The sequence below is a fragment of the Chryseobacterium sp. SIMBA_029 genome, from assembly GCF_046535275.1.
Taxonomy (GTDB): Bacteria; Bacteroidota; Bacteroidia; order Flavobacteriales; family Weeksellaceae; genus Chryseobacterium.
This window is the reverse complement of record NZ_JAWRXA010000003.1, coordinates 1-13,762: the sequence shown is the minus strand read 5'-3', so window position 1 is coordinate 13,762 and position 13,762 is coordinate 1. Positions and strand designations below refer to the sequence as shown.

The following is a 13,762-nucleotide window of genomic DNA, read 5'->3' as shown; positions in this document are numbered from 1 at the left end:
TATGACAAGTATTCCCTCCAAGATTTCCATTATTGTTCCCGTTTATAATGTTGAAAATTACCTCGCAAAATGTTTAAGCTCTTTGGTGGCCCAAAGCCATCAGAATATTGAAATTGTAGTAGTAAACGACGGAAGTAAGGATCAGTCTGAACAGATCATTCAGCAATATGCACAAAAGTATCCCGAAAAAATAAAAGCTTTTTCCAAAACCAACGGAGGTTTAAGTGATGCCCGTAATTTTGGGCTCGACAGGGCAACCGGAGATTATATCGGTTTTGTAGACAGCGACGATTACGTTACAGAAACAATGTTTGAAGAAATGCTGCATCTTGCAGAGAAGCATCAGGCAAAAATGGTCATCTGTAACATTCAAAAAGTAGATCAGAATGGAAAAATCACTCAGAAACTGACACAAATTCCCAACATGCCTGAAAAGATTGATCTGGAAAAGAACTTTTCTGTTTTTTCGGACGTCAGTTATTTTGCATGTAATAAATTATTTAAAAAAGACCTTTTTGAGCATAGGAGATTTAAAAAAGGGATTCATTTTGAAGACATTCAGCTTATCCCACAGCTTTTGTTGCAATGTGAGATCCTTGCTCAGACTCAAAATTTCCATTATCAATATCTTGAACGCACGGACTCTATTACAAAAACCCACACGGAAAAGGGGGTGGATATGCTGAAAGCAGTAGAAGATGTAGAGCGGTATTTTGAAGAATCTAGCTACTCTGATAAAAGAAAAGAACTGAAAAATTTTCAGATTTTTGAGGGAGTTTATTCCTTTCTTGCATATTTGGCATTTGTAAAAGATCATGAAACTTTTTACGGAATGGCCGATAAACTAAGCATTTTCATGAAGGAAAGAAAAATAAAAATCAAAGATATATTCAACTATAGTCGTTTTGGTAAAAATTATCTTTTATCTTTGCCCCTGAAAAAAAAGATTTTTTATCTGTTGTTTTTTGCCGGACAAAAAAGACTGATAAAAAAGTTAATGTAAACACAAATGTAAGTACTATCGTTTCGATCAGTAAAAACTTTGAAGGGATGTTTTTATACAATTCTTATGATAAGTTATTAAAAGAAACACAGCTGTACTAGATAAAAAAAATGAAGAATTTTGAATTGTTCTTAAGCGAGTCGGGGATTTCTATTTTCTACGTGAAGATAGGGTTAGGCTTCGTATTTTCCTTTTTAATTACCTTTTTCTCCATACCTACCATCGTAAAGATCTCCAGAAGGAAGAATCTTATGGATGAACCCGGGGTAAGGAGTTCACATCTTAGAAAAATTCCTAATTTAGGAGGTATTGCCATTTTTTATTCCATTGGAATCTGCGCTTCTATTTTTGCGTACGAACTTTTTGATCTATATAAATTCTTATTTGCTTCGCTCATTATTCTGCTATATGTTGGAGTAATGGATGATATTGTGGTAATGAGGGCTTATAAAAAGCTTGTTGCGCAGATTGTTGTGTCTGCACTTATCGTTATTGGGTCAGATATCAGAATAAGGAGTTTATTCGGAATATTCGGAATATATGAATTTAATTATTGGGCAAGCGTCCTTTTCAGCATCATCACCTTTATTATCCTTATCAATGCTTTCAATTTGATTGATGGTATCGATGGTTTGGCGGGTGGATATTCTGTAATCTGCAGTGCATTATTTGGAATAAGTTACTATAGATTAGGAGAATATAATTATCCGCTGGTTGTTTTATCTGCAATCATAATAGGAACCGTTTTGGCATTCCTGTACTACAATCTTTCGCACTATAGAACCAACAAAATATTCATGGGGGATACAGGGTCTATGCTGCTAGGCTTTTTACTGGCATTTACCTGCATCTGTTTTATTGATATTTTTATTGATAAAAAACTGCCTAATATCCCAAAGTATCATCTTCAATCGGCGCCTGTTGTAGCAGTAGCTATATTAATTTTACCAATTGTAGATACATTAAATGTAATTATTATCAGGCTCTGCAACAAGAAATCCCCTTTTGATGCAGATAAAAATCATATCCACCACAAGCTGCTGAAGCTTAATATTACCCATAGAAGATCAAGCTTCTATATTATTGTCTATTATCTGATGATAGTGGCAGCAGCCTATTATTTAAGGCACTTAAATGTAAATCTATTATTATTTATTGTGCTGTCGTTAGGATTCTTGGGTGCCTATTTGCCGGATATGGTTTATCGTTTAAGAAATAATAAAAACTAACAATTTAATCTTTACTTTTGTAAACAACATTCAAATATGATGAAGAACTTTAAGTATTTATTTTTAATAGTACCCTTTTTGATCACATCTTGCATTACAACAAAAGATGTGAGGTATATGCAGCCAAACGAAAGTCTGGTAATTAACGAAGAAGGCCTTATCCCTTATAATATTCCCACCTACAGAATTACGAAAAACGATATACTCAATTTGAATATTGTTACCACTCCCAAAGGTGATGCTGCACAATTTTACTCTTCGTTTAATACTTCAGGAGGAGGAGGCGCTGCCTCATCGAATAATCCTGCAACAGGAGGAGCGTCAGGCACGGGTGGAAATACAAATTTCTATTTTAACGGATTGAAAGTTGACTCCAACGGAGATATAAATGTCTTTGGAATTGGTTATATAAAAGCGGAAGGAAGAACCCTTGAGGATATGACCAAAGAGATTCAGGAAAAAGTAAATGAAAACTTTCAGGAAGGAAAATCGGAAGTAAGACTGAATACAGACGGAATTACCTACTATATTCTTGGAGATGTGGAAACTACAGCTCTTTCAGGAGAGAAAGTAGCCCATAAAAACACCCTCAATATTACAGAAGCTTTGGCTATTAATGGAGGACTTAACAGAACCATTGACAGAAAAAACATTGTCATACATAGAAAACTACCGGAAGGGATTAAGGTGGCAAAAATAGACCTTACCCGTGAAGATGTTATGAATTCTCCTTATTATTACATACAAAATGGGGACGAGATTTATTTGAATACCAGAGCGAAAAGCTTGAATGGATTTGGAAAAGATCCTATACAGACTTTAATTTCCGGTGTGTCCGTAATTACTACAGCATTATCAATTTACCTACTTCTTAAAAACCTTTAATCATGATTCCAGGAAAAGACATTAAAGTAGGGAGAGAAGATTCTCCGAAAGAGAAGTATGGATCATTTGCATTATTTGATATCGAGCATTTTCTGAGAAGAATACTCAAAAATTGGTATTGGTTCGTTCTGATGCTGAGTATTGGATACCTTGCTTCTTGGGTATATACCAAATACTATGCACAGAGCATTTATGCATCCAATTTATCCCTAAGTGTATCGAATAATACGGCAAGTTATTTTACTCCTAATCAATCCATCAACTTCATTTGGGGACAAAACGGGAATCAGGATGGAATTTATCTAAAAAAAATGCTTTTGTCGAGATCTCACAATGAGTTTTTGGTAAAAGAATTGGACCTTTTTGTTAATTATTCTACTAAAGGAATGATCAAATCTACCTATCTGGATAAAGATGATTCTCCTATTTTTCTGCAAATTGACAAAAAACATCTTCAGCAGATTGACTATCCTATTACTGTGATACCGAAAGGAAATGGTACCTATGAAGTAGTTTTACCGGAAGAAGGACAATCTACCAGTCTGTACAGCTACGAATCAGAAGGATATCAATCTATTAGCAGCTATAATAGACCCGCTAATAAGATCATAAAGATAAATGAATGGTATGATGCGCCGAATCTAAGATTCAGGCTGCTTCCCAATCCAGTTGCATCCAACATTAAACTTGATAATATTATCATAAATCTGAGTTCGGTAAACAATAGCGTTAACGAAATTGTTTCTACAACAGGAGTAGATTTTGATAAAGAAATCGGAACCATTATGATTATTTCCAAAAAAGGATATAATCTGAACAGTACGGTTAACTTTTTGAATAAATCTGTAACAGAGCTTCAGAAAAAAAGATTGGCTGATAAGAATATAGTTAATAAAAATACAGAAGTTTATCTTCAGGGGAATCTTAGCAGTATACGTAAGAAATTAGATTCCAGCGCCAATGTTTTAAATTATTTAAAAACATCCGAAAAACTTTATAATATCAAAGACAGAGACGAAAAATCTCTGGAGGCGATCAAAGATCTTGAAGCTAAAAAAGCTGACATCTTAAGCAAAATAAGTTCACTGAATAATATTAAAAATACCCTTCAGGCGCAGAATTTTGACAAGATGATCAGTACCAATGCGGCAGGTTTTGAAGATGGACTTTTCTCTGCATCTGTAACCGAGTTGAAAGCGTTATATCTTAAGAAAAGAGAAATGGCGGCGATCTATAAACCGAATTCCGAACCAATGAAGGAAATCAACAGGCTTATTGATGATGCCAAAATGAGTTCTTCAGGAACTTTAAGGAATTATTACACGAGATATTACGAAGAAATTAACAAGATTGACCGACAGGTAGCAGAAGCAAACTCTGATTTGGTAACATATCCTGAAAAAGAAAGAAGATATCTGGATGCAGAAAGAGGGTATAATATGATTGAAGCAACCTATAACAGCTTGTTGGGACGTCAGAATGAAGCTCAGATGAAAGTAGCTACCAATCAGTCTGATATTACTGTAATTGACCCTGCGAAGAATCTGGGACAGTCGCCAATCGGTCCTAATGTGAAAGCAACCAAAGCAGCGATCATGTTTGGATTATTACTTCTGCCGTTACTGTTTATTCTAATCGGTGAATTGCTTGACAGTAAGATCAGGAATATCAAAGAACTATTGAGCGCAACGAAAATTCCATTACTTGGAGTTATTGGAAACAATACCAATGAAAACATGCTTACCGTGCTGGAACAGTCGAAATCATCGGTTTCAGAATCATTCAGGGGAATCAGGGCTAATATGAGATTCCTGATGAATAATGATGGTGAAAAAGGAAAAGTAATACTGATAACATCATCTATTGGAGGGGAAGGAAAAACATATATTTCTATTAACCTGGCCTCTGTAATAGGATTGAGTGATAAAAAGACGATCCTGTTAGGAATGGACTTAAGAAAGCCGAAAATTTTCGGAGATTTTAAAATTGACAATAAATATGGAATCTCCAATTATCTGACAGGAGAAGTATCTATAGAACAGATTATCAATAAAACGAAAGTTCCGAACCTGGATGTGGCCACATCGGGACCCATCCCGCCAAACCCTTCTGAACTCTTAATGAGCGAAAAAAATATTAAATTTATTGACGCTTTGAGAGAAAAGTATGATTATATCATCATTGACTCTCCACCAGTAGGTTTGGTAGCAGATTCCTATGAATTAATGAAACAATCTGATGCCAATATCTATGTTGTTCGTCATGAATATACAGAAAAGTATATGCTGAAGATGATAACAGAAAAGTATCACAACGATGAAATCGAGCATTTAGGGCTTATTTATAATGACTATAATACCAAACAAGGGTACGGATATGGGTACGGATACGGGTATGGATATGGATATTTTGATGAAGATAAAAATTATAAAGAACCTTTATTGATTAAAATAAGAAATAAGATACAGACAATATTTAATAAAAAATAGAGTTTTAAACCCTCATGTAATGGGGGTTTTTTCATACTTTGATCATTTTCATTCTATCGAAAAAAGAATATTTTTGCCACTTTATCGTTTACTTTATAACAAATTATGTTTTTTTGTTTATTTTTAACTAAACATTAAGATTATCATTAATATAAAAATGTTTTATATTTGCAAAAATTAAATTTTAAAATAACCATAAATCCGTATTCTTTTATGAATAAAAAATTATTGTTTAGCTTTCTTGCCCTCTTAGGATTGGTAAGTGTTAAAGCACAAAGAAACGAATTGGGAATTCGTCTGGGTATGAGTAACCTAGTAGGGGACGTAGGAAGAACCAATTATATTTTACAAAAGCCGTTGGATTTAGATAGAGTGTCAGAATGGGGAGTTCCATTTTATGGAGGTTTATTATATAGATTTAATTTTAATCCGCATCAGACTGTTAGATTGGACTTGGGATATAACCAGATTCAGTTTAGTGATAAAGTTGCTAAAGAAGAATATAGAAAAAATAGAAATGCATTCGGAAAGAATAATGTGTACGAAGCAAGTTTAGTGTTTGAATACAATTTTTTACCAGTGAATAATGATCAGATAAGCATGTTGAGTCCATACATTTTTGGAGGGATCGGTGCTTTGATGTTTGATGCTCCTAAGGCAACGCTTGTTAATGATTTTAGAAGAGATGCAGATGGGGTAGCGCAGGCTCCTATTAATGAGTTGGATTTTACAACCACTGCACAATATTCAGTAGGAAAAAAGACAACCGTACATATTCCTTTTGGGGTAGGTTTGAAATATAAATTTAACCATAGCTGGGCAATATTTGCAGAAGCTACATTTAGATATACCTTGACTGATCAGCTTGATCACAGCAAAGTGCTTTCTAAAGATGTAAAGTATTCTTATAATGCAGATATTTTGAATCCTTCAACAGGAGGTTCATTGCTACAGTCTGGAAACTATTATGCAGTTTCCAAAGAAAGAGAGGCCGGGATTATCGGTAAAAGAAATATTGGGGATGGAAATTCTAACGATTGGATGAACACATTCAGTTTAGGGCTGACTTATTCATTTGGTAGACCTCCATGCTATTGTGATTAATTAATATGTCGTTGATTAAAGATAAAATAAATTCTGAGAATTTACCGAAACACGTAGCCATCATTATGGATGGCAATGGGAGATGGGCAAAATCTCGTGGCGAAGACAGAACTTTCGGTCACAAAAATGCCATTAATGCTGTAAGAAATGCTATTAACGCATGTAATGAGGTCGATATACCCTATTTAACGCTTTATACATTTTCTTCTGAAAATTGGAGCCGTCCAGAAAATGAAGTAAATACTTTAATGAATTTACTCGTTGAAACTTTATTGCTGGAAGCCGAAGAGATTTTTAGTAAAGGATTGAGAATGCATGTTATAGGGAATTTGGACAAACTGCCTTCCCTAGTGAAAGAACAATTGCTGCGTGTTGTGGAACTTACAAAAGAAAACACAAAAGGCAATTTAGTATTGGCAATAAGCTACGGCTCACAAAACGAAATACTGGATGCCATAAAAAATATAAGTTCTGATGTGAAAGAAGGAAAGGTAGATGTAGAGAATATTGATGAAAAATTATTCGAAAGCTATCTTTATACAAAAGACTTTCCTCCTGTAGACCTGCTTATTAGAACAAGCGGGGAAATAAGGATAAGCAATTTCCTCCTTTGGCAGATTGCTTATGCAGAACTACAGTTTTTAAATGTCCTATGGCCGGATTTTACCAAAGATATTTTTTTCCAGTGCATTGTAGATTACCAAAGCAAAGAAAGAAGATACGGATTAACCGGAGAGCAAATAAAAGCTCAATAAATTTTTAAGAAAAGAAAGACTCGATAAAATGAAGTTTAGACTATTACCCATCATAATGTTTGCTGCTTCTGCGCATTTTTATGGACAAGTAACTCCTCAGGACAGCACGAAAGTGAATAGTGCTGTACACGCAGAAAACGAAGCAGGAACTTACACGCTTAAGGACATCGTTGTAGATGGGGTCAAAAAATATACGCCGGCTCAAATCTTGCGTTTTACAGGCCTATCCAAAGGTGAAAGCGTAGATATTCCAGGACAGAAAATCAGCACTGCTGTTAAAAAGCTTTGGGATACCCAATCTTTTTCTGAAGTAGAGGTATACGTGCAAAGCATCGACGGTAAAACCGTTATTCTAAGATTTTACCTTGAAGATTTGAAAGAGCTTGGAGAAGTTAAATTCAAAGGAAAAGGAATTGGCAAATCAAAGAATGAAAAAATGGCAAAAGATAACAATCTGAAGCCAGGTACAAAAATTACCCAAAATTTGATTTCCAGCCTTAAGACCAATATCCCGAAAGACTATATAAAGAAAGGATTTGCAGATGCTAAAATTACCATTCAGGACAAAGTAAATGCAAATGACCCCGCTTTAGTAGACTGGACCATCAATGTAGATAAAGGCAAAAGAATAAAAATTGACCATATCGAATTTGAAGGTAATCCAAGTGTTACCGACCGACAGCTTAGAAATAAAGCATTCAAAGAAACCAAACAAAAAAGGTTTAGTATCGGGGGAATTCTTAAATCTTCCAAATTTATTGACGATAAATACCAGGAAGACAAACAAAGTTTGATCAACTACTATAACTCGTTGGGATATAGAGATGCTAAAATTGTTTCAGATTCCGTATGGAGAAACAAAAGAAATAATTACGAGATCAATGTAAAGCTTAGCGAAGGTAAAAAATATTATATCGGAGATATTACATTCACTGGAAATACCGTGTATGCTACAGATGTTTTACAAAGATTATTAGGATATAAAAAAGGAGATATCTACGATGCTGTAGGTTTCAACAAAAAAGTGGGAGAAGACGGAGGTAAGGAAGATGATTCCGATATCAAATCCATTTACATGAACAACGGTTACCTTTTCTCTAGCGTTACACCGGTAGAAAAATCAGTAACAGGTGATGCAGTTAATCTGGAGATCAGAATTAATGAAGGAGAACAGGCAACTTGGAATAAAGTAACCTGGCAGGGAAACACGACCACCCATGACCACGTTGTATTGAGAGCATTAAGAACAAAACCAGGTGAGCTTTTCAAGAAAACTGAAATTAAAAGAACCTATTTCGACCTTGCAGGGATGTCATTCTTCGACCCTCAACAGGTAGGACAGGATATTCAGCCAAACCAACAGGATAATACCGTGGACATCAACTGGAAATTAGTTGAAAAAGGATCATCACAGGTTCAGCTTCAGGCAGGATATGGTGGAAACAGCTTTATCGGAACGTTAGGATTAACATTCAATAACTTCTCTTTAAAGAATTTCCTTAAATTTAAAGACTTCAGACCGGTACCTCAGGGAGATGGACAAACATTCTCTATCCAGGCACAGGCAGGTCAGTATTTCCAGAACTACGGAGTTTCATTCACTGAACCTTGGTTATTTGGAACAAAACCTACCGCTCTTTCTGTAAGTTTGAATACATCTAGAGTAAAATATTCTGATGTTAGCGGAAATGCTCAGAAATTAAATATATTCTCTGCTTCAGTAGGTCTGAACAGACTATTGAACTGGCCGGATGATTATTTCTCTTTATACACAGGTATTCAGTTTCAAAAGTATACATTCAACAATTATCCTTTTGAATTTGGAAATACTACAGAATATTACGGTAATGCCAATAACTTCAGTATCAACTTAGGGTTGAGCAGAAACTCTGCAGGTTTAGATCCTATTTTCCCGACAACAGGTTCAAATATTGAACTTTCGGCAAAATTAACTCCGCCGTATTCATTATTCAGCAATAAAGATTACTCAACCATGACACCTACTGAAAAGTATAAGTGGATGGAGTTTTATAAGATCAAATTCAAAGCGGATGTATATAACGAAATCGCTGGAAAATTAGTCTTGAGATCTTCTGCTGAAATGGGATTCATGGATGGGTATAACAAACAATTGGGTGCACCGCCTTTCGAAAGATTCTATGTTGGAGGTACCGGTTTGTTTGGAGGTAGATATGATGGTAGAGAACTTATTCCTTTAAGAGGATACGAAAATGCATCTACCTATGGTGGTGAAGCTGAAGATATCACTCAAAAAGGAGGAGGAACAATCTATAACAGATTTACCTTGGAATTAAGATATCCGATTTCATTGAACCAGACAGCTAAAATTTATGCCCTTACATTTGCTGAAGGAGGTAACGTATGGAACTCTTGGAGTACTTACAACCCATTCCAGCTGAAAAGATCAGTCGGAGTCGGAGTAAGAGTTTATATGGGAGCCTTCGGATTGATTGGATTTGACTTTGCTTATGGTTTTGATAAAACTATTTCAGGAACTGATCCTTCTGGATGGAAGACTCACTTCCTGATGAACCAATCGTTATAATCATACATATGAAGAACTTTAAAATCATTTTCACATTTGTATTTTTGTTGCTTTTCGGAGTAAGCAATGCACAAAAAATTGGAGTTGTAGATACAGAGTATATTTTGAATAAATTGCCTCAATATAAAGAAGCAGAAGCAAGATTAAACTCGCAAATCGATACCTGGCAGTCTGAATTGCAAAATCTGCAGTCCGAGTTCGAAAGAAAAAAAGCAGCTTTTGAAAGTGAAAAGGTATTATTGATAGGGGATCAACTGAAGCTGAGAGAAAAAGAAGTAATGGATCTGGACAAAAATGTGAAAACAACAACAAGTTTACGTTTTGGAGCCAACGGAGAGATTACCAAACTAAGAACAAACTTAGTACAACCCTTTCAGGATCAGATCTGGACTGCTATCAAAACAATGTCCGAAAAAAATGGATTGGGCATAGTTCTTGATAAAAGCAATAACATTAGTGTCATTTTTCTTCAAAAAAGATATGACTACACCGATAAAGTTCTGGATGTATTATTAAAAGGAACTGATAAAAAAGAAAAAACTAATAGTAAAAGTAAAAAGTAATATTTAAAATTAACTTTTACGACAATTAAAGATCTAAAACAAATTAAATTATTTATTTACCAATTATGAAAAAATTAAGTGTATTATTTGCAGCGGTAATGATGGTTGTATCGGTAGGTATGGCAAAAGCTCAAAAAATTGCTACTTTAGATGTGATGGCGGTTCTTAACGCAATGCCTGAAAAGAAAAAAGCAGATGCTGATATAAAAGTTTTCTTGGATGCTAAGCAAGCTGAAATCAAGAAAAAAGCAGACGCCGGACAAGCTAAACTAAAGCAATACAGCGAAGAAGCTCCTAAGAAAACAGCTGAGGAAAACAAAGCTAGAGAAACTGAATTACAGAAGTTGCAGGAAGAAATTGCTCAAATGCAAGAAAAAGCGCAAAAAGACCTACAAGGTAAGCAAGACATCGCTTTCGCTCCAATCGAGAAAAAGTTAAATGAAGCTATCGAAAAAGTAGCTAAAGCTAGCGGATTCGAATTTGTAATGGATTCTAACTCTTCTGCTTTTGTTTACAAAGGTGGTGCTGACGCTACTGCTGCTGTTAAAAAAGAATTAGGAATTCAATAATTCGATAAATTAACAAAGTTTTATAAATTAACCGTCTCTTTTAGAGGCGGTTTTTTTATTTTTGCCGTATGGAAAAAGAAGTATCAACTAAGGTAAAAGTAAGGTTTAGCGACTGCGATCCTATTGGGCACTTGAATAATGTAAAGTATTTGGATTATATGTTCAATGCCAGAGAAGATCACGTAGAAACATTTTACGGGTTTACATATGAAGAATACACCAAGAAAACAGGCTGTACATGGATTGCCATTCAAAATGAGATTGCATATCTTAGAGAAGTAAGATATAATACCCAGGTGGTCATCAGCAGCAAAACAATTGATATACAAGACAGGACGGCGAAGGTGGAAATCCTGATGAAAAGTTTAGACGAGAAAACTATCCATGCCGTATTATGGGTTACCATCATCTATTTTAATGTAAAAAAGAGAAAATCGGAAATACATCCGGAAGATATAAAAGAAACATTTCATCAATTCTATGTTGATCTGGAACAAAAAGATTTCCAGTCAAGAGTTAAATTTTTAAGATCGCAAAACGCAAAAAATTCATAATGAAAAAAATAGTAATAATAGGAGGAAACGGACAATTAGGAAACTGTATCAGAAAAATAGCTCCTGATTTTGAAAATAAATATGAATTTATTTTTACAGACTCACAAACCTTAGATATCACAAACGAAGATCAGGTAAATGATTTTTTTTATGATCACAAACCAGACTTCTGTATCAATGCTTCAGCTTATACTGCTGTGGATCTTGCCGAGAAAGAAGAAGAAAAAGCATTTGCGGTCAACGCATATGGGGTAGCCCATCTTGCTCAGGCTTGTGTAGACCACAAAAGCATTTTAATTCATGTTTCTACAGACTATGTCTTCGATGGAGATACCAATCTTTCCTATTCCGAAGATGATTTCACCAATCCAATAGGAGTGTATGGCCAGTCCAAAAGAAAAGGAGAAGAATTAGCGTTGGAAATCAATCCGAAAACAGTAATCCTGAGAACCTCATGGCTGTATTCAGAGTTCAATAAAAACTTCCTTAAAACAATGATGAATCTTTTCTCTCAGAAAGACGAACTTGGAATCGTTGCTGATCAGTTTGGCCAGCCAACCAATGCCAATGATTTAGCCGAAGCGATTATGGAGATCATTGAAACTCCAAATAAAACGTTTGGTATTTTTCACTTTTCAAACTATCCGGAAACAACCTGGTTCGAATTTGCGAAAAAAATCGCTGAATTTTCCAAGTCCACAGTGAAATTAAACCCATTAACGACGGAACAATATCCTACGCCTGCAAAAAGGCCAACCAGAAGCACATTAGCTTTAGATAAAATCGAGCAGGTTTATAAAATAGAACCCAAACATTGGGAAAACAGTTTAGAAGACTGTGTAAATACACTTTCATCATAATTTAATACTATGAAAAATCCAGCACTTATCATTTTCGTTTTATGTATTCAGCTTTTTAATGCACAAAATGTATATCTCAACAAAGTTGAAAAAACAAACGACAACACAGATAAATTTTTATACCATGTAAATGAAGATATAAAAGATCGACAATATCTGGGAGAACTAGAAGTGCAGGGATTTTCAAAAGATGATGCTGTAGTTTTTTCACATATATATAAGAAGGCAAAAGAAATTGGAGCCAATACATTTTCATTAAAACCTTTTGAAAATATAGAAGGTACGCCCCAGTCCTTCAATCCTGCAAATTATAAATTGGCATTATACTATACGCCTAAAGAAAAACTTGCAGACCAGAACGGAGCATTATACATCTTTGCTTCTTCAGACAAAGAACAAAAAATAAGCATCAATAGAAAAGATTATGTCTTATCACCCCGATCTTATATAAAGCTAAAGACAGTTCCTGGAGAAGTATATACTATTTCTACGAAAAAACTTCTAGGATCTGCAATAAAGATCCAGCCCAAAGATAAAGATGAAAACCTGTATTTTCAGATATCATCTCTAAAAGTTAAACCAGATACCTCCGGAGTAGGCGGTTTAAACCTGAAAACTGGAGATATTATCGGTTTGGAGAAATCTTACGCAGAATTTTTAAGTGTAATTTATGCTGAAAATAAGCAGTAAAGAAGCTGATACCCTGACAAAGATGAATATCGTGTCAAAGTGGATAACTCCACTGATTGATATAAAAAATTCATAATCAAAACATTAGGTAATTACTTATCCACTTTGTGGATATTATGTTAAATAAAGTTGGTAGGGAGGTTAAAAGTTTCTATCTTTGCCCCACTGAAAACGAGAGATAGTAGGTAGCGCAGAGACAGTAATTGAGATAAGGGATGAACTAAAAAAATAATCAGGATTTAATTTTGATAATTTAAAAAAGTTTGTATCTTTGCAGTCCCTTAAGGGGGAGCGCAGAGCGGGTCAGATTTGAAAGAGAATAATAGATTAGGGTTACTTAAAAAACTTTAAAATTTTGTTTAAAAAGATTTGGCTGGTTTAATAAAAACCATTACTTTTGCACTCGCAAATCAGTATTCGAAACGACAGAAAGTAGGGTATTGTAAAAAGCGGAAGAAGAGAAGATCATTGAAAAATAATATAACAACCAAGTAA

At 34.7% G+C, this 13,762-nt stretch carries 12 protein-coding genes; all 12 read left to right on the top strand.

The genetic code is table 11. The features are described from left to right. The first annotated feature begins 1 nt into the window (after position 1). The 12 genes from SB679_RS05580 (at position 2) to SB679_RS05525 (ending at position 13,267) form a co-directional block, all read left to right on the top strand. Positions 2–1,003, top strand: a complete 1,002-nt coding sequence (locus SB679_RS05580) for a glycosyltransferase family 2 protein (RefSeq protein WP_410701254.1) — start codon at positions 2–4, stop codon at positions 1,001–1,003. A gap of 110 nt (positions 1,004–1,113) precedes the next feature. Continuing rightward, positions 1,114–2,232 carry a glycosyltransferase family 4 protein gene (locus SB679_RS05575; RefSeq protein ID WP_410701253.1) on the top strand — a complete coding sequence of 373 codons (1,119 nt, stop codon included), beginning with the start codon at positions 1,114–1,116 and terminating at the stop codon, positions 2,230–2,232. A 39-nt stretch (positions 2,233–2,271) separates the two neighbouring features. Next, entirely contained in the window at positions 2,272–3,117 is an 846-nt protein-coding gene (locus SB679_RS05570) for a polysaccharide biosynthesis/export family protein (RefSeq protein ID WP_410701689.1), read from the top strand. Between the two features lie 2 nt (positions 3,118–3,119). After that, positions 3,120–5,606, top strand: a complete 2,487-nt coding sequence (locus tag SB679_RS05565) for a polysaccharide biosynthesis tyrosine autokinase (RefSeq protein ID WP_410701252.1) — start codon at positions 3,120–3,122, stop codon at positions 5,604–5,606. 213 nt (positions 5,607–5,819) lie between these two features. Then, the gene (locus tag SB679_RS05560; RefSeq protein WP_410701251.1) at positions 5,820–6,710 is read left to right on the top strand and encodes a DUF6089 family protein; all 891 of its coding nucleotides are present in this window, start codon (positions 5,820–5,822) and stop codon (positions 6,708–6,710) included. Between the two features lie 5 nt (positions 6,711–6,715). Further along, positions 6,716–7,465: an isoprenyl transferase gene (locus SB679_RS05555; protein WP_410701250.1), complete on the top strand. Its 750-nt coding sequence runs from the start codon at positions 6,716–6,718 to the stop codon at positions 7,463–7,465. Positions 7,466–7,493: 28 nt separating this feature from the next. Next, a complete protein-coding gene (bamA, locus tag SB679_RS05550; protein WP_410701249.1) occupies positions 7,494–10,031 on the top strand; it encodes an outer membrane protein assembly factor BamA in 2,538 nt (845 codons plus the stop codon). Between the two features lie 8 nt (positions 10,032–10,039). After that, entirely contained in the window at positions 10,040–10,594 is a 555-nt protein-coding gene (locus tag SB679_RS05545) for an OmpH family outer membrane protein (RefSeq protein ID WP_410701248.1), read from the top strand. Positions 10,595–10,659: 65 nt separating this feature from the next. After that, positions 10,660–11,163 carry an OmpH family outer membrane protein gene (locus SB679_RS05540; RefSeq protein ID WP_410701247.1) on the top strand — a complete coding sequence of 168 codons (504 nt, stop codon included), beginning with the start codon at positions 10,660–10,662 and terminating at the stop codon, positions 11,161–11,163. A gap of 68 nt (positions 11,164–11,231) precedes the next feature. Then, positions 11,232–11,717 (top strand): acyl-CoA thioesterase, encoded by a 486-nt coding sequence (locus SB679_RS05535; protein WP_034709452.1) that lies wholly within the window; start codon positions 11,232–11,234, stop codon positions 11,715–11,717. After that, positions 11,717–12,577: a dTDP-4-dehydrorhamnose reductase gene (rfbD, locus tag SB679_RS05530; protein WP_410701246.1), complete on the top strand. Its 861-nt coding sequence runs from the start codon at positions 11,717–11,719 to the stop codon at positions 12,575–12,577. Before SB679_RS05535 ends, rfbD begins: the two co-directional genes overlap by 1 nt. A gap of 9 nt (positions 12,578–12,586) precedes the next feature. Beyond that, a complete protein-coding gene (locus SB679_RS05525) occupies positions 12,587–13,267 on the top strand; it encodes a hypothetical protein (protein ID WP_410701245.1) in 681 nt (226 codons plus the stop codon). Positions 13,268–13,762 lie beyond the last annotated feature (495 nt).